This window comes from Paludisphaera mucosa (assembly GCF_029589435.1).
Lineage (GTDB): Bacteria > Planctomycetota > Planctomycetia > Isosphaerales > Isosphaeraceae > Paludisphaera > Paludisphaera mucosa.
Window position 1 is genome coordinate 5,134,605 of sequence record NZ_JARRAG010000002.1, and the last position, 16,847, is coordinate 5,151,451.

A 16,847-nucleotide genomic window follows, 5' to 3' on the forward strand; every position below is an offset into this window, starting at 1 on the left:
CGCGCGGCGTCCGCCCCATCTGCGGGCCGCCTCCTTCTCAGGCCCCCGCCTTCTTCGCCGCGGCGGGCGCGGGCCGCAGGGCCGGGGGGGGGCCCTGGGGAGGGAGGGGCTTGGCGATGGCGATGCCCAGGCCGATCTCGTTGGCGGCGTCGTAGGCGAGCACGGCGCTGCGGTGGGGGGTGGCGAAGTCGGCCGAGAGCAGCATGGTCGTGCGGCTCGTCTTCTCGCGGGCCGTCCGCAGGCGTTCGGCCAGGTCCGCCATCCGGGCGGCGACGGGCTCGCGGTCGATCTGGATGTTCCCCTCGGGGTCGATCTCGACCAGGATGTAGTCCTCCTTCAGGTCCTCGATCGTCCGGTTGCGGCCCTGCGCGACGGCCTCGGGCGGGGCCTCGGCGGACGGCTTGGGGATCTCCAGCGTCTTGTAGAGGATGGTCGTCGCCGTGACCAGGAAGAAGAGGACGAGCTGGAAGGCCACGTCGACCATCGCCGCCAGGTCCAGCTCCTCGACCCGGGGCGGGCCCGAGCGGGTGAGCGAGACGACGCCGCCGTCCTCGTCGTCCTCGTCGTCGAGCTCGCCGCCCCCCCGGTCGTCGTAGTCGCGCGAGCGGACCGTGGGCAGGGCCACGCGGCTGCCGGAGGCGCCTCCGGAGCCCCCGCGGTCGAAGTCCAGGTCGTCCTCGGTCGGCTCCCACGAGGCGACGGCCGCTTCCCGCACGGCCGGGGCCGGGGGCTCGTCCGGCTCGTCTTCGGGCTCGGGCTCGTCGTCCTCCTCGACCTCCAGCTCCTCGGCGGCCTCCTCGTCCTCGTCCTCGTCGTCGTCGTCCCAGGCCCAGGCGGGCGGGGCGGGGACCGGCCGGGCGGGCTCGTCGTCGAGGACGGGGAACGAGAGATCGACCTCCTCGAAGTCCTCCTCGACGGCGGCGGGGGGCGGCTCGGGATCCTCGGCCAGCACTTCGTAATCGTCGGGCTCGGCCGGCGGCGGGGGGCTCGGGACTGCGGCCGGGGCCGGGGCCGGCGACGGGTTCGGGGGGGCGATCAGCTCGGGGACCTCGGCGACGCGGACCCAGGCGGCCGTCGTGCCCGACGGCCGCGCCAGGTCGTCGTCGCGGATCGCGCCCGAGGCGACCCCGGCCCGGACCTCCTCCGAGGACAGGCCCCGGGCCAGCTCCAGGCGATCGGAATGGAAGACGTCCCAGGATGCCATGCCGCGGCGACCTTCGTGGGTTCAGGCTGAACGAATTAAAATGCGCTTGCGCATCGAATTGATGAATGTGAATGCGTCGCGGGCGTCGTCACGGCATCCCCTCCGCCTCCTGGACGCCGACGTGGACGGTGATCCCCTCGACCTCGGAGACCGCGGCGGCGACCTCCAGGACCTTGCCGTGGGGGACGTCGCCGTCGGCCTGCAGGATGACCTTGCGGATCCCCTGCCGGGCGGCCTGGTCGACGGCCCGCTTGGCCTGGTCGAGGGTCGCGGGCGGGCCGTTGCCGTGGCCCAGAAGGAGCTGGGGCTCGGCCCCGGGCGACTTCGGCTCCAGCAGGGTGAGGAACGTCGCCGCCGACTGCTCCACGCCGACCCCGTGCCGCGCGGCGGGCACGTCGACCAGCTCGCCGCCGCTCATCTGCGACGAGAAGAGCATGAACGTCATGAGCTGGAACACCACGTCGACCATCGGCGTCATGTCGATGTGCTCGTCGCGCTCCTCGGTCGCATCCCGTCGCAGCAGCATGGGCCGGCCCGTTCGGCTTGAGGTGGGGATTGGTCCGTCGACCGGACGGACGCCCGGACGATCCGACGACTCAGCGCGACGAGGCCGGCCGCGGCGACCGCTCGGCGGGCGTCCTGGTGGCCTCGATCGGCTCGAGGACGTCCAGGACCTCCTGGAGCTGACGCTCGGTGCGGTCGCGGAGGCGGCGGAGCCGGGCGTGGAAATCGTTGCCGATGAGCATCATCGGGTTGGCGATCAGCAGCCCCGCCCCGGTGGCCCAGAGCGCCAGGCTGATGTCGGACGCCAGCGCGTTCGGGTTGACCTTCTCCGAGCTGCCGATGCGCCCGAACGCCGCGATCATCGACGCGACCGTCCCCAGCAGCCCCAGCAGCGGCCCCATCCGCACGATCGTCGAGATCGACCCCAGCCGGTTCTCCATGTCCGCGACGACCTCGGTGTGGAACTCGGTCACCAGGAGCTGCTTGGTCTTCGCCAGCCCCTTGCCCCGGTTCTTGAGCGCCACCGCGATCAGCTGCGCCAGCGCGGTGTGCCAGTAGGTGGGGCTCTGGCAGACGCTCATGGCGGCGTCGAACTTCTTCGCCTGGCAAAGCTCCTGCACCTGCAAGATCAGCGCGGTGGGATCCTTGATCGTCTTCTTGCGGAGCGTCCTGTACAGCAGGATGGCGTTGTACACCCCCCACACCGCCAGGAATGCCAGCGCACCGTAGATGACGTAGCCGGCCGAGTCGATGATCCGCGTCACGTTCATGCGAGCCCGCCCCGATTCCCGCGTTCGCCCTCGCCCGAGGGGCCACTCGTCCCTCGGCATCCTCCACCGCAGCCCCGCTATTCTGTCCGAATTCCGCCGTGCTGGGCAAGCAACCCGCCGCGACGCGACGTTTTTGAACCCTGGCCTCGTCCTCAAGGCCTTCGGGGATTGGCTTGGAATCGGCTTCCTCCGTCCTGGGCCGAAATCGCAGCGATCGACGTAAAGTCTTTGATTAATAAGGTTAACACGGTTTTTTCATTGGCTTCGTTGGCGAAAAAAAATCTTCGAATCGATGTCTCGCCCGTCCGGAGTTGCGTCGACTCGGCGCCGGGCGGTGCGGCGGTCATGCTCCCCGTCTCGCGATCCGGTACGCTGATTCCGTCGATCAGGCGGCGGACGTGACCGGCGAATGTGTCGAGGGCTCGTCGGACGATGATCGAAAACTCCCGCGCGATCGCGCCGCATTCACCGTCCACCCCGTGGGGCCGGCGCGTTGCCGGGACTGCTTTCGGCTGGCTCGCCCTGTGGGGGTTCTGGGTCGGCCTCTCGCGTCACAATCATCCCAATCTGAAGCTCAACCTCATCGCCTCGGCGTTGCTCGTCATGACCTTCGCCGCCGCGGCGTATGCCAACCACCTCGTGCTGATCCCCCGCTACTGGCGGCGCAGCCGGTTCCTCGCCTACGCCGCGTCGCTGCTGATGGTGATGGGCCTCCTCGCCCTCGCCTGCACCCTGGCGATCCATCTCGTCTACGACCTGCTCTGGGGCCCCGACCCGGCCCGTTTCGGCTTCGGGACCAACCTGGTCATGGAATTCATCCTCGTGGCGACCCACGTCGTCCTCATCGCCGCGGTCGTCCGGCTCCGGAGATCGGCGGGGCGGAGGTCGTCACGTCCGACGATCCCGAGTCCCGACGGATCTTGAAGACCTCGCACGGGCCTTCGATCCCGGCCTCGATGACTTCCCGAGCCTGCCAGGATTGGCTTCGTTGGCCCAGAAGAGCGTTTTCGGAGTGGTGGTCGCCCGGCGATCATGATGGCATCGTATTGAGAAAGATCCGGGCGCAGGAACCCTTACTTCCCACCATACGACACGATGCCCGAATGGATATTCTCCCGCCCAACAACGAAGCCGCGGGACTCAGGGGTCGACCGGCGTGATGGCGGACCGCCCCCGGGGAGGAACCACGTCGGCGGACGCGGATTTCGAGTTCCCGGCTTCCTATTCGGGTGAGGGGAGACGGTCCATCGATGCTGGAAGCCCAGGGATTCGAAATCGTCGAACGGGTGCTCGGCACCGACGCGTGCGAGACGCTCGCGGCCTCGGCCGTCGCCGCCGGGCGGTCGTCGGCCGGGACGCGGAACCTGCTGGCGGAGCCCTGGTGCCGGTCGCTGGCCGAGGCGCTTCGGCCCGCCCTCGCGCGGTTGATCCCGGCGTCGTTCGCGGGCGTGCAGTGCACGTACTTCGAGAAGTCGCGGAAAGGCAACTGGCTCGTTCCGATGCATCAGGACCTGAGCATCGCCGTCTCGGAACGCGTCGAACATCCGGACCTACGCGGCTGGTCCGAGAAGGAGGGGGGCCTGTTCGTGCAGCCGCCCGATTCGTTGCTGGCCGAGCTGCTGGCCGTGCGGGTGCATCTTGATCCCTGCGGCCTCGACGACGGCCCCCTGCGCGTCGTGCCCGGCTCGCACCGGCTGGGCCGGATCGACGCCGAGTCCCTCCCGGCCGTCCGCCGAGCGACGCCCGAGGTCGCCTGCGTCGTCGATCGCGGCGGCGTCCTGGTCATGCGGCCCCTGCTCCTGCACGCGTCCTCCAAGGCCACGGGGACCGGCCGCCGCCGCGTGCTCCACTTCCTCTTCGGCCCTGCCGAGCCGCCTTGCGGCCTGCGGTGGAGGCACGTCGTCTGAAGCGATCTTTCTCGAGTGCCCGATCGCCTCCGGGTCGGGCTCCGATTATCATCCGGCGGGTCGGGCGGAATCTCGTCGATTTTTGCGGATCGAGACCCGACGGCTTCATCACCCTGAAAGAGGCGGGATTCATGGCGGAGGAGAGCAAATCGGTCGGCTGGGTGGCGGCGATGCTGGCCTTGCTGGTCGCGTATTTCGGCTGGGGGTTCCTGGCCGCCGACTATTTCCAGCACGACCCGACCGGCGACGCGGAGAAGGCCAACTTCTGGATCAACTCCGTCACGCAACTCCCCAACCTGCCCGGCGTGCTGAGCTACGGCTTCCGCGAGCGGCTGTGGATCGTCGGCCTCGTCGTCGGCCTGGAAGTCGGGGTCCTGATCCTCTGGCTCGTGCTGAGGAAGCTGGAGAAGGAGCTGTCGCGCTGAGAGCGGCCTCGACGGAGGCCGTCGCGAGGCCGCTCTTGTAGGCCATGCGGCACGGCTCGCGATCGACGACCCGGAGGGCTCATGGCGGACGTCGACGAGGCGGACGAGGACGAGATGGATCGGCTCCTCGACGAGTTCTTGCGCCCGGGAAGGGGAAGGTTGGGGAGACGGGCGGACGGCGGGTGGTTCGTGGACGCGGCCGATCTGGCGGGATTCCTGAAGCTCCCCGCGCCCGCCAAGCTCGTCATGATGGTGCTATTGCTCTGCCTGAAGGATCGGGCGACCGAGGTCCACTTCCACCCGACGATCAGCGGGGACGACGAACCGGGGTATCGGATGTGGTACGTCGTCGACGGCGCGTCGCACGAACTCGTGCCGCCGCCCCGCGAGGTCGGGCCGGCGATCGCCGCCGAGTTGAGGCGGCTTGCGGGCCTGCATGCCTGGCGCGCACGTCTCGCCGGCCGCCTCCGCGCCGCGGCCGATCGGCTCGACGGCCGTCCCCCCGGGCCGGCCTCGGGGAGGTTCCACATCGCGACCGCCGCCTGGTCGCTCGAAGTCGCGGCGACCTTCCATCCGTCCAGAGCCGGCGACGGGATCGTCCTCGCCTTCGGCCCGTCCGAGGTCGATCCTGCGCCCGAGGCCCAGGAGCAACTCCGCCTGATGATGGGGGCGCGGCCCAGGTTGTTCGGCGACTCTCCTGAGGACCCGGCCTGACGCGACGCTCCCGGGAAATTCGGCCTGCCCGCCCGTCAGGATGAAAATCAATGACTTTGATTTGTATGATCACGAGCCCGTGAGCCGTAGAATCTCTGGTCGTCGTGCAAATCGAGGGTGGCCGTCGGTCGATTTTCGTGGTCGCGGGCGGCGTCGGCGTGATGCGCCTGGTCGTCGGGTTTGCGTTGCGGGGGACTGGCGGGGGCTTCCGCGCCCGAGGTTTCGACGACCGCTTTCCCCGGGCTTCAAGCGATCGGAGCAAGCTCATGGACGTCTGCGGGATGGCGAGCGTCTGGGGTCGCGGCGGGGTCGTCGGGTTGGTCGTCGCCCTGGCGTTCCCGGGCCTCCTCGACGCGGCGGACAACCCGCGGAACGTCGACCTCGGGCCGGGCGTCGCCGTGGTGAAGTCCCTCGAACAGAACTGGACGGACGAGGAGTCGAGCTGGTTCTACGACGTGCCGCAGGGGTCGCGGCTGGTCCCTTACGATTGGTTCCTGCACCTGGAACAGGCCGGGTCGACGGAGCCGTTCCGCGACCCGAAGCATATTCGGGCCCTGGGATACATCCCGCGGAAGCCGGCCGCGGGGAATCCCGACGGCCTGCCGATAGGGTTCGTCAAGGACGGCCCCGACGAGGACGGCACCCCGATGATGGGGCTGACCTGCGCCGCGTGTCATACGAATCAGATCAAGATCAAGGGGACGCCCTATCTCATCGACGGCGGGCCGTCGCTGGCGGACGTCGAGATCTTCCTGAAAGAGCTGGCCGCGGCGCTCCGGGCGACGGCCGACGACGACGCGAAGTTCGGGCGGTTCGCGGCGACGCTCCTGCCGCCGGGGGCCTCGCACGACGAGAAGGACGCCCTGCGCGCCGGCGTCCGGTCGGTCGCCGGGCAGCGCGAGGGCTACAACGACCGCAACCTGTCCGCGTCGGGCCGGGCCCGGTTCGGCCCCGGCCGGGTCGACGCCTTCGGCGCCATCTTCAACGAGGTCTCCGCGACGTTCCTGGGCATCCCCGAGAACGTGCGGCCCGCGAACGCGCCGGTCAACTATCCATGCCTGTGGGACGCCCCCCAGCACGATCGGGTCCAGTGGAACGGGGCGGCGGAGAACAAGGTCTCGCCCCTGGGGCCGGTCCTCTTCGGGACGTCGGACGTCGGCGCGCAGGGACGGAACGCGGGCGAGGTCCTCGGCGTCTTCGGCGGCGTGGAGATTAACTCCCACGAACTCCTGATCCCCCGGCGCTACGCGTCCACGGTCGACCGGGCGAACCTCATCAAGATCGAGGAGTCGTTGAAGGGCCTCTGGTCGCCGCAATGGCCACGGGACGTCCTCGGCGACATCGACGCGACCGCGCGCGGCCTGGGCGAGGCCGTATATGCGGCGAACTGCGCCGGGTGCCACGAGAGCATCGATCGCAAGTCGCCCTCCCGCCGCGTCGTCGCCCGGATGTCGGACGAGGGGACTGATCCCAACATGATCCGGAATTTCGGCCGGATGGCCAAAACCGGCCGCCTGGAGGGACGCCGCCGGACGCTGCTGGGGCTGGCCCGCTTCGGCCGGACCGAGTCCGTCGGGGTCATCCTGAAACACGTCGTGGAGCGTGTGATCCTCGACCCCACGCTCAAGCCGCGCTCGATTGCGGACGCCCTGGCGAGGGCGGCGAAACTCGGGAATCCGTCGGACGCGATCGATTCGCTCAACCCTGGCTACCGCATGACGGCGACGATCGAGCTGGGCGACCGGAAGCTGTTCGGCCGGTTCGATTCGCTCGTGAAGGACGGGCAGGCCCTGATCGTGGACGGCGCCCGCTTCCACCTGATGCCGAAGGATCGCGACGTCGACGCCCTGGGAGTCGGCGACGACCTGATGGACCTCCGCAGCCAGGACGGCCTCCACGCGGCCCTCGCCCGGCTGCAAGGCGACCTCGCGCCGGAGCCGGCCGACTCGCCCCAGGCCGCCGACCAGCCCGGCAAGGTCGTGATCAAGAACGCGACCGCCAGGATCGCCTACAAGGCGCGGCCGCTCAACGGCGTCTGGGCGACCGCCCCCTACCTGCACAACGGCTCCGTCCCCAGCCTCGCCGAACTGCTGAAGCCCGCGGCCCAACGCGTCAAGACCTTTCACGTCGGCGGCCGGGAATTCGACCCCGAGGACGTCGGCTTCCTTGACGACCCCTCCCAGCCGCTCTTCGACACCCGCGCCGACGGCAACTCCAACGCCGGCCACGAATACGGCGCCGACCTGACGCCCGAAGAGCGGAAGAACCTGCTGGCGTTTCTGAAGTCGCTGTGAGGGCTGGTTCCCCTCGCCCCATCCCAGCGGCCTTGCGGCCTGGGGGATGCCACGCCGTCACGGACGCTTTCGCTCGCCTCGGCGGCGGCCTCCGACTATCATCCAGCGGGCGGTTTGTCGGACGCGAGGATGTCCCTCGCCGGCCGATTCCGCGGCGGGTTGGATGAGGAGGTGGTGATGCGACTGTGGCGCAAGGCGCTCCTGATCGGGCTGGCCCTGGGCCTTTCGGCCTTCCTGGGCGTCAGCGTATGGGGCGTCCGAGTCTATCGGCATCAGCCGGCGGACGCCGCCAGGGCTGCGGAGCAGTTCGCCGACCTGGCGGTCGTCCGGTCGGACGTCGCCGGCTCGTACGCCCGGATCGCGCCGGAGTTCCAGAGGACGATCTCGGAGGAGAGGCTGGGCGACGCGGTCGCCAAGATGCACCCGGCGGGCCGGCCGAAGGAAGTACGCGCGACCGAGTACGAGCCGATGCCCGGGCAGGCGGCCATGATGATCTTCCTCAAGGGGACGCGCGGCGACGAATCGTTCTTCTACCGCTTCATGATGCTGGGCGATCAGCCCTCGGGCTATCGCGTCGGCGGTTTCTGGCGGGGGAGCGGGCCTTATCCGCCCTCGGCCCGCAAGGCTCTGTAGTCGGTCGATCCCCGACGTCGAATTCGGCGATCGGCTCGCATCGATATCCATCTCACGGGATAGGGCGAGACTTATGGTGGAGGTGGCCAACCTTTGGATGCACTCCGTCACGCCGCTCTCGATCTTTCCCGGCGTGATGGGCTTCGTCCTCCACGAGCGGATGTGGCTCCTGGGTCTGGTCGTCGGCCTGCAAGTCGTGGTCTTGATTCTCCGGCCCTTGTGGAAAACTCTGAAAAGGAGTCGTCGCGGTGAGGCCGGCCTCGCGCGGTCGCTCCCGCGAGCGGAGCGTGCCCGTTCGCAGCGTCCGGGTGGGGGAGGGCTCATGGCGGACGACGCTCTCACGCGAAGAGATCGCAGGAGGTTGGGCAGGCGTGTGGGCGGTGGATGGTTCGTCGACATGGACGAGGGCGTCGAAGGCGCGTCCGTCATGGCGCCGACCGGCAAGCTCGTCTTCATGGTCCTCCTGCTCTGCCTGCAGGACGGGGCGAGCGAGGTCCATTTCCAGCCGTACCTCGACGAGGGCGGGGACGGCGAACCGTGCGACGACCCCTATGAGGACGGCGCGAGCGGCGGGCTGCGTTACCGGCTCTGGTACGTCATCAACGGAGAGCTGCACGACCTGGTGGCGCCGCCGCGGCATCTCGCCCCGGCGATCGCGGATGAGTTGAAACGCCTCGCGGGCTTGAAATCCTGGCGTGGGCGGCTCGCGGGCCGGCTCCGCGCCGCGGCCGATCGGCTCGACGGCCGTCCTCCTGCGCCGGATTCGGGGACGTTCCGCATCGGGACGGCGGAATGGTCGATCGAGGTCGCGGCGACGTTCCATTCGACCGTGGCCGGCGACTGGTCCGTCCTCGCTTTTCGGACGGCCGGGGTCGATCCGTCGACCGAGGCTCAGGAGCAGCTCCGACGGATGATGGAAGCGCGGCGCAAGGCGCGCGGCGAGACGGGAGAGCAGCCCGCGCCGGACGCGGCCTGAGGACGTGCTCGCCGGGCCCCCCGCGAAGGGGGAAAGGACGTTACAGGGTGGCGAGGACGGCCTCGGCGAGGTGGTCGGCGGAGCCGGGGGCGTGGGCGAGGCCGAGGTAGGGCTCGTTGATTTCGAGCTCCATGAGCAGGAAGCGGCCCTCGCGCTCGACGCCGTCGACGCGGGCGAAGAGCAGGGGGGCGGGGATCGCCGCCAGCACCCGTTCGGCCTGATCGACGAGCCGCGCGGGGGGCGTCGCCGGGCGCATCGTGCCGCCGTAGCGGAACTGGACGCGGAAGTCGCTCTCGGCGGGGGTCTTCGTCAGGGCGTGGCTGAACCCGCCGCCGAGGAAGACCAGCGACCACTCGCCCGCGCCGTTCACCTCGTCGAGGTAGGGCTGGATCAGCATGTCGCGCTGGGCCAGGGCGTCGCGGAGCATGACGCCGGACCGCTCGACGTCGTAGCAGGCGGGGCCGGCGTCGGCGGGGTCGTCCGAGACCTTCCAGGTGTCCGAGGCCCCCGCGGAGATCGCGGGCTTGATGACCGCCCGGGTCCACCCCCGGCGCTCCAAAAGGTCGGGGAGCGAGACGACGTCGCCGGCGCGCGCCAGCTCGGTCGGCACGATGGGGACCCCGGCCTTCTCCAGGCCGAGCAAATAGCCCTTGTGGATGTTGCCGAGCACAGCTTCCGCGGGGTTCCAGAGCCGGCCGGGCGTTTCGAGGAAGCCCTCGAGCCAGCTCCGGTAGGCGTCGGGCTTCTCGTAGTACCACCAGGTCGAGCGGATGACGACGCGATCGAAGCCGTTCCAGTCGATCCCCGGCTGGTCCCAGACGGCCGGCGTCACGTCGCAGCCCCGACGCGCGAGCGCATCGGCCAGCAGGCGGTCGTCTTCATAGAGGTCGGGGTACTGCGCGCACGTCGCGATGGCCACGCTGGGCATGAGTCGCTCGGGGTTGGCGGCGGGGGGCGTTGCGTCGTCCGACGATCCAGTCTAACGGCGCACGCGACGGAGGTCATCGCCGCCGGGTATCATCGACGCGGAGTCGGGACGGGTTCCGCCGGTCTCACCAGTCGAACGGGGAGGTGCGTCGTGGCCGATTCGCCGAGAACGTCGTGGCACGTCGCGCGAGGGCTCGCCGCCGCGGCGGCGGGCGCCGCGGTCGGGGCGATTGCGCCGGTGGCGTTGATGGTGGGGTTCACGGCCTGCCGATGGATGGCGGAAGGGGCGCCCGAATTCGACCGTCGGCTCGACATCCAGAAACTCCGGAGCAGCCTGGTCTATCCGATGGTCGGCTGCGCCCTGGTCCTGGCGTGTGCGGGCTGGGCGACGCTCGGGCCGCCGGGGTTGCACCGCTTCCCGGGGACGTTCGCCATCCTGGCCGCATCGGCCGTCTTCGGCTGGACGATCCTGGGCGGGATGTTTCTGGCGCCCCTGACTCATGAGGACAGCCCGGTGCATCCCATGTTCGAACCGGCCCGGCTGGCAGTCTTTCTCGCGCCGCCGATCATCGCGGCCGTCGTCCTGTCGGCGGTCCGTGCGCGGGCTGCGTCAGCGGAACAGGCGCCTACGGCGCGCGGGTGAGGCCGTCGGCCTCAAGACCCGGCGCGACCTCGGCGGCGAAACGCCGTCGGGAGTCGATACAACGACGACGGCCGGGGGCGAGGATCCCCCGGCCGTCGCGGTCGTGCGTCGAGGCGGGTTCACCAGCCCAGGCCCTCGGCCTCGGTCATGAGTTGCTGGATCCGCTTCTGGACGATGTCGCTGCGGTTCTCCAGGCGTTTCTGGACGAGCGCCCGGAGCTTCGCGACCTTGGCCTCGAGCGCCTGGATCTCGTCGACGTAGCGCTGCTGCCTCAGGTCGAACTGCCGGCCGACGAGCTGGGCGAATTCGGCCTCCGTGGCGGCGACCTCGTCGCGACTCGAGGCCGAGGCCGGCTCCAACCGGAATCCGGCCAGCCGCTTGCTCCACTCCTGGACCCTGGCGCCGATCACCGCCTCCTCGTTCGAGGCGTCGCCGGTGGTGGCGAACGAGGGGTCGGCGGGGGCCGAGGCGGCGGCAGGGCCGCCGTCGGGGCTCAACCTCGCTCGTCGCGAGGTCGTGAACGGGTCGGACGCCGGGAGCGAGAGGTCGGAGGCCCGCAGCGGCGGGGCGAGCCTGGCCGAATCCCTCGCCGGCGTCGGCTCTCGGCGGTCGGGGGAAGTCCTGCGCGGCTGACGGGCGCGGGGAAGCTCCTCCTGGTCGAACAGGCGGACTTCTCGAGTCAACGGCGCGAGGGCCTCGTCGGGGACGTCCGTTTCGAGGACCGGGGGGCGGTCGTCCGGCGCCGGCAGGCTGGGCGTCGACCTCGGTACGGACGGGGGTGCGGCGTCGGGCTCCAGGGCGGGCGTGGAAAGCCTGTCGCTGGTCGGGTCCGCGGCCGGCGGCGCGTCGATGCCGGGCTTGGGGGCGGGCGTAGGACGGGCGTCGTCCGGCTGCGGCACGGGGGAGAGCGTCGGGCCGGGCGTGGGCGTCGGGCCGGGCGTGGGGGTCGGCTGCGGCGCGGGAGGCTCCTGGTCGGGCGACATGTGGAGGCTGGCGAGGACCCGTTGCGGTCCCGCGACCGCCTGCTTCGATTGTTGCTGCAAGAGGTCCTGCAGGTCGGCCTGGAGCCTCTGCGCCCGGGCTCCCTCGCGCGCGGCTTCCACCTGCCGGACGTAGAAGAGGGCCAGCAAGGCCAGGGCTCCGAGGGCCGCGACGACCGCGGTGGGCAGGCTTCGTTTCATGGCGAGGGCTCCGGAAAGGGTCGGAAGGAAGGAGGTTCAGCGAGGCGCGGCGATCGAGCGTTCGAACGCCTCCAGGTCGCGGTTCAGGTCGTCGATCAGGATGGACGTCGGGTCGGGGTCTTCGGACTCGCTCGGGGCGAGGTGTTCGGCTTCGAGGCGGTCGGCGGCCTCGTTGGCCTCGCGGAGGCGGGCGGGCAGGGCGGCGATCTCGGCCCATGCGGGCGAGGGGGGCGGCGGCACGGCCGTCCGCGCTTCCTCGTCGGGGAGGGCGAGCGGCGACATCGACGGGACGACGGGGACGGGCCTCGGCCGCAGCGTGTAGACGCCGGTCGCGGCGGCGGCGAGCGCGCCCAGGGCGAGCAGCTCGCGGCGGAGCCGGCGGCGGGCGCGGGTCGCGGGGGTCGTCAACAAACCGGCCAGCTCGGGCGGGAGGGGGGCGGCGAGGGGCTGCTGGACATGGGCCAAACAGCGTTCGAGCAGGTCGGCGACCGCGACGGCCGAGGCGAAGCGGTCGGCCGGGTCCTTGGCGAGCAGGCGGTCGACGATCGCCTCCAGCCAGGCGGGGATCTCGGGGTTGATCTCGCGGAGGGGGCGGTGGCGGTCGTCGCAGACGCGCCGCAGGACGCCCAGCGGGGTCTCGGCGCGGAACGGCGGGCGGCCGGCGGCGGCGGCGTAGAGAGTGCTCCCCAGGCTGAAGAGGTCGGCCCGGTGGTCCACGGCCCCGCCCGACGCCTGCTCGGGGGCCATGTAGTGGGGCGTCCCGGCGATCACCCCACTGCGCGTGACCGCGGCGTCGGCCACGGCGCGGGCCAGGCCGAAGTCGGTCAGGCGGACGCGCTCGACGCCGTCCTCCAGGAGGATGTTGGCCGGCTTGACGTCGCGGTGGACGATCCCCTGGGCGTGCGCCGCGGCCAGCCCGGCGGCCGTCTGGCGGCCGATGCGGAGGATCTCGGCCAGGCCGAGCGGGCCGAAGCGGTCGATCCGCTCCTGCAGCGAGCGCCCGGGGACGTACTCCATCACCAGGAAGGGGAGCCCGGCCGACTCGACGACGGCGAAGACCGAGACCACGTGCTCGTGCACCACCGCGGCCGCCGCGCGGGCCTCGCGGAGGAACCGCTTGCGCGAGGCCCCGCACGTCGCCAGCGCGGCCGAGAGGACCTTGATCGCCACGTTCCGCCCCAGGGCCGGGTCGTGCGCCTTGAGCACCACGCCCATCCCGCCCCGGCCGAGCACGCCCTTGATCTCGTACGTCCCCAGCCGGCCCAGCGAGTCGGGCCAGTCCGACGGGGCGAGGAAGTCGAGCGCCTCGGGGCCGACGGGGCCGGCGTCGGCCTCGTCGAGGTCGTCGTCGCGGCCGGCCTCGCGGCGGACGCCGGCCAGGCAGTCGTCGCCGCGGACGATCCGGTCCAGCTCGTCGCGGCAGGCGGCGCAGGCGTCGAGGTGCCGTTCCAGGCCGGCCAACTCGGCGGCGGGGAGCCGGTCCCATTCGAGGGTCCGGAGCCGGTCCGAGTCACAGGCGTTCGGGGTCTTGTTCATCTCGGATCTCCTCGATCATGCGGCGGATCCTGGCGAGGGTCCGGCTGCGGGCGATGTAGACGGCCCCGACGGTGGTCCCCAGCTCGGCGGCGACGTCGGCGGGGCTGCGGCCCTCGACGGCCGTCTGCTCGAAGGCCCGCCAGGTCGACGGGGTCGCCTCGCGGCGGGCCTGGTCGCAGGCCCATCGGAAGAGCCGCCGCCGGTGCTCGCGTTCGAAGAGCGCGGTGGCCGAGGGGTCGTCCGACGGCCGGGCCTCCAGCAGCGCGATCATGCTCGTCGCGCCGGTCCCCCGCGGCTGGCCGCCGCCGCGGGTCAGGAAGTTGATGAGCAGGTTGCGGGCGATCCGCGAGAGCCAGCCGCGGAAGCGGCCGCGCTCGGGATCCCAGCGGTCGACCGCGCCGGCGACGGCGCGGAAGACCTCCTGGCAGACGTCCCGCGCGTCGGCGTCCTGCAGCCCCTTGCGGCGGGCGAGCCGGAGCACCAGGGGCTCGTACAGGGTCACGAACTCGTGCCAGGCCCGCGAGTCCTCCGGGTCCCTCAGCTTGACGATCAGCGACCGCCGCGTCTCGGGCGACTCGTCCATGCTCGGTCCTCCCGCAAGACTATACACAGGCCGGCCGGGACCCTTTCACGGAATTCGCGGGGCAGGGTATGCTGGCGGGGGCGACCGGGCTGCGGGCTTGCGGGGGACGGCCATGGACGACGCGACGGGGGCCGAGTCGGAGATCGCACGCCTGACGGCCGAGGCCGCGGAGCTGCGAGGCCGACGCGCCTGGGCCGAGGCCTCGGCGCGGCTGGAGGAGGCGGTCGGCCTCGCCGAGTCGGCCTTCGGCGGCGACGACCCGCGGACGGCCCGCGTCCTGGCCGCCGCGAGCTGGAACGCCTACGTCCGCCTGCGCCACGCCGAGGCGGCCGACGCCTCGCGCCGGGCCCTGGCGATCTGCGAGGCGCGGCTGGGGCCGGACCACGCCGACACGCTCCGGAACCTGATGGACCTGGCCGGCGTCCTCTTCCGGCTGGCCCCCGAGCTCGACGAGGCCTCGGGCCGGCGCGACGCTGCGTACCGGGAGTCCCGCGCCCTGGCCGACCGCGCCCTGGCGGCCTGCGCCGCGAGCGGCCGCGACGACGTGGAGTTCGCCGACTTCCTGGGGGCGGCGGGCTACCAGCGCTACTGGGTCGGTCTCTACGAAGAGGCCGGGCCCCTGCTGTCGCGCGCCTTCGCCCTCCGCCTGCGCCGCGCCGGCCTGGGCGACCCGGAGACGGCCGAGGTCGCCGTCCGCCTCGCCCTCAACCACGAGCGCGAGGGCTACGACGAGACGGTCCTCGTCCCCATGTACCGCACCGCCCTGGCCGGATTCGAGGAGGCGTTCGCCGACGACCACCCCGACGTGCTCGACGCCCGCGCCCGGGTGGCCATGTGGCTCGAAGACGTCGACCGCGGGGAGTCGGCCCGCCAGTACGACCGCATCGTCGAGGCCCTGCTCGCGCCGGGGTCGACCCTGGTCGAGGACGCGTTCCCCTGGTACCTGGACGGCTGCGGGGACCACCTGCGCGAGGCCGGCCGCGAGGCCGACCTGCAGGAGCTGGAGCGGCGGGCGGGCGGCTACGACGTCATGGTCGAGACCGGCCTGGAGGACGTCGACGACGCCGAGAAGCGCCACGGCGCCGACTCGATCGAGCACGCCCGGGCGCTGGCGACGCTCGCCGAGTACTACGCCGACGTCGGCCGCGTCGGGCCGGCCGTCGACGCCGCGACGCGCGCCGGCGCGATCCTGCGAGCCCGCCTCGGACCCGACCACCCGGAGGCCTTCGAGGCGGCGATGCGGCTCGAAGAGGTCCGCGCGGTCGCCGAGGCCGAGAGCGGGACCCCCCGGCCCCGCCGCCGGCTCGGCCGCAAGGAGCCCGACGAGTTCTTCATGCTCACCCGGCCTTGGGCCGACGAGCGCCGGCACGAGCTGATCCGGGCGTACCTCGAATCGATCGTCGGCGTCATGGAGGGGGGCGAGGACGACTCGCGGGGGGCCGTCTGGGCCGTCCGGTCGTTGACGATCCAGGCCGACGCCGACGAGCAGTGGAGCTTCCTGCTCGACCTGATCGCCGCCGCGCCCGACGAGCCCCCGGTCCTCCTCGCCGTCGCCGCCGGCCCGCTCGTCGGCTTCCTCGAACGGTTCGGCGGGCGGGCGCTCGACCGGGCCGCGGCCGAGGCCGCTCGCGACGCGACGTTCGGCCGCGTCCTCAGCGGCGTCCGCCGGAACGGCCTGTCCGACCTGGACTTGGCCCGCCTCCGCGCCATCCAGGCCACCGTCGCCGACCCGCTCCCCGAGACGGGGCCGTTCGGCGGCGGCGACCAGGACGAGGGCGAGTGAATCGCGGGCCGGTCAGGGCAGCTCGCGGATCCGGAGGTTGCGGAACTCCAGGGGGGAGCCCTCGGCCTCCAGGCAGAGGTGGCCCTCGGCGGGCTGGCACTGGGCGCCGCCCGAGACCTCCTCGCCGTTGACCCAGAGGCGGATCTCGCCGTTGACCCCGCGGACGTAGTAGTGGTTCCACTGGTTCAGGCCCCACGACCGGTGCTTGGTCGGGAAGCTCCGCGAGCCGTCGGGGGAGAGGGGGGGAAAGGGCTTCATCGTCGACGAGCCGACGGGGAAGACGTCGCCGTGGGTGGTGAACCAGTCGGCCGTCTTGCCGGTGCTCAGCTTGTACTGCTCGGCGTAGCCGTGGTCGAGGATCTGCACCTCGATCCCGCCCGGCGGCAGGTGGCCGGGCTTCAGGTCCGCCAGGGCCTTCGGCGGGGCCCAGACGAAGACGCCCGAGTTGCCCCCCGAACGCAGGTGCCGCCACTCGACGACCAGCTCGAAGTTCTTGACCGCGTCCTTGGTCCGGATCACGCCGACGGGCGTCCCCTTGCAGCGGATCTCGGCCTTGTCGTCGGCGAACGTCCAGGTGTCGGCCTCGTCGTTGACGTGCGCGAAGTCCGCCTCCTTCAACGGCCGCCAGCCGGGGCCGACGCCCACGACCAGCTCGCCCGGCTGGCGGGCGGCCTCGGCCGGGGGCTCCTCGGCGGTCGCGAGGGCCGGGATCGACATGCAGAGGCAGAGGAACGCGAGTCGCTTCATGGGTACTTGGTCCTGAAGGG

17 protein-coding genes are annotated in these 16,847 nt (G+C 71.7%); 9 read left to right on the forward strand and 8 right to left on the reverse strand.

Annotated features, from left to right (window positions below):
- Positions 1-37: 37 nt before the first annotated feature.
- From PZE19_RS29735 to PZE19_RS29745, 3 genes are all read right to left on the reverse strand, one after another.
- The gene (locus tag PZE19_RS29735; protein ID WP_277864234.1) at positions 38-1,204 is read right to left on the reverse strand and encodes a biopolymer transporter ExbD; all 1,167 of its coding nucleotides are present in this window, start codon (positions 1,202-1,204) and stop codon (positions 38-40) included.
- 88 nt (positions 1,205-1,292) lie between these two features.
- Complete coding sequence (locus tag PZE19_RS29740) at positions 1,293-1,730, reverse strand: ExbD/TolR family protein (protein WP_277864235.1); 438 nt, start codon at positions 1,728-1,730, stop codon at positions 1,293-1,295.
- Between the two features lie 70 nt (positions 1,731-1,800).
- Positions 1,801-2,478 carry a MotA/TolQ/ExbB proton channel family protein gene (locus PZE19_RS29745; protein WP_277864236.1) on the reverse strand — a complete coding sequence of 226 codons (678 nt, stop codon included), beginning with the start codon at positions 2,476-2,478 and terminating at the stop codon, positions 1,801-1,803.
- Between the two features lie 432 nt (positions 2,479-2,910).
- Between PZE19_RS29745 and PZE19_RS29750 the strand changes: the two genes are divergently transcribed.
- The 7 genes from PZE19_RS29750 (at position 2,911) to PZE19_RS29780 (ending at position 9,427) form a co-directional block, all read left to right on the forward strand.
- Entirely contained in the window at positions 2,911-3,402 is a 492-nt protein-coding gene (locus tag PZE19_RS29750) for a hypothetical protein (RefSeq protein WP_277864237.1), read from the forward strand.
- 326 nt (positions 3,403-3,728) lie between these two features.
- Positions 3,729-4,385: a phytanoyl-CoA dioxygenase family protein gene (locus PZE19_RS29755; protein WP_277864238.1), complete on the forward strand. Its 657-nt coding sequence runs from the start codon at positions 3,729-3,731 to the stop codon at positions 4,383-4,385.
- Positions 4,386-4,516: 131 nt separating this feature from the next.
- A complete protein-coding gene (locus tag PZE19_RS29760) occupies positions 4,517-4,810 on the forward strand; it encodes a hypothetical protein (protein ID WP_277864239.1) in 294 nt (97 codons plus the stop codon).
- Between the two features lie 81 nt (positions 4,811-4,891).
- Positions 4,892-5,524, forward strand: coding sequence for a hypothetical protein (locus tag PZE19_RS29765; protein WP_277864240.1), 633 nt, complete (start codon positions 4,892-4,894; stop codon positions 5,522-5,524).
- A gap of 266 nt (positions 5,525-5,790) precedes the next feature.
- Positions 5,791-7,818: a di-heme-cytochrome C peroxidase gene (locus PZE19_RS29770; protein WP_277864241.1), complete on the forward strand. Its 2,028-nt coding sequence runs from the start codon at positions 5,791-5,793 to the stop codon at positions 7,816-7,818.
- Between the two features lie 177 nt (positions 7,819-7,995).
- Entirely contained in the window at positions 7,996-8,451 is a 456-nt protein-coding gene (locus PZE19_RS29775; protein WP_277864242.1) for a hypothetical protein, read from the forward strand.
- A 397-nt stretch (positions 8,452-8,848) separates the two neighbouring features.
- Positions 8,849-9,427 (forward strand): hypothetical protein, encoded by a 579-nt coding sequence (locus PZE19_RS29780; protein ID WP_277864243.1) that lies wholly within the window; start codon positions 8,849-8,851, stop codon positions 9,425-9,427.
- Positions 9,428-9,467: 40 nt separating this feature from the next.
- On the opposite strand, the gene PZE19_RS29785 is transcribed toward PZE19_RS29780, so the two are convergent.
- Entirely contained in the window at positions 9,468-10,355 is an 888-nt protein-coding gene (locus PZE19_RS29785; RefSeq protein ID WP_277864244.1) for an ATP-grasp domain-containing protein, read from the reverse strand.
- Between the two features lie 150 nt (positions 10,356-10,505).
- Here PZE19_RS29785 and PZE19_RS29790 point away from each other — a divergent pair, with 150 nt between their 5' ends.
- Positions 10,506-10,997, forward strand: a complete 492-nt coding sequence (locus PZE19_RS29790; protein WP_277864245.1) for a hypothetical protein — start codon at positions 10,506-10,508, stop codon at positions 10,995-10,997.
- Positions 10,998-11,116: 119 nt separating this feature from the next.
- On the opposite strand, the gene PZE19_RS29795 is transcribed toward PZE19_RS29790, so the two are convergent.
- From PZE19_RS29795 to PZE19_RS29805, 3 genes are read right to left on the reverse strand one after another with little or no spacing between them, the layout of a single operon-like run.
- Positions 11,117-12,178, reverse strand: coding sequence for a hypothetical protein (locus tag PZE19_RS29795; RefSeq protein WP_277864246.1), 1,062 nt, complete (start codon positions 12,176-12,178; stop codon positions 11,117-11,119).
- A gap of 36 nt (positions 12,179-12,214) precedes the next feature.
- On the reverse strand, positions 12,215-13,714 hold the full coding sequence (locus tag PZE19_RS29800) for a serine/threonine-protein kinase (protein ID WP_277864247.1): 1,500 nt from the start codon (positions 13,712-13,714) through the stop codon (positions 12,215-12,217).
- On the reverse strand, positions 13,689-14,297 hold the full coding sequence (locus tag PZE19_RS29805) for a sigma-70 family RNA polymerase sigma factor (protein ID WP_277864248.1): 609 nt from the start codon (positions 14,295-14,297) through the stop codon (positions 13,689-13,691). The genes PZE19_RS29800 and PZE19_RS29805 overlap by 26 nt, the downstream gene beginning before the upstream one ends.
- 112 nt (positions 14,298-14,409) lie before the next feature.
- Between PZE19_RS29805 and PZE19_RS29810 the strand changes: the two genes are divergently transcribed.
- Positions 14,410-16,080 carry a DUF6869 domain-containing protein gene (locus PZE19_RS29810; RefSeq protein WP_277864249.1) on the forward strand — a complete coding sequence of 557 codons (1,671 nt, stop codon included), beginning with the start codon at positions 14,410-14,412 and terminating at the stop codon, positions 16,078-16,080.
- Between the two features lie 12 nt (positions 16,081-16,092).
- Here PZE19_RS29810 and PZE19_RS29815 read toward each other — a convergent pair whose 3' ends face one another.
- Positions 16,093-16,827, reverse strand: coding sequence for a 3-keto-disaccharide hydrolase (locus tag PZE19_RS29815; RefSeq protein ID WP_277864250.1), 735 nt, complete (start codon positions 16,825-16,827; stop codon positions 16,093-16,095).
- Positions 16,828-16,847 lie beyond the last annotated feature (20 nt).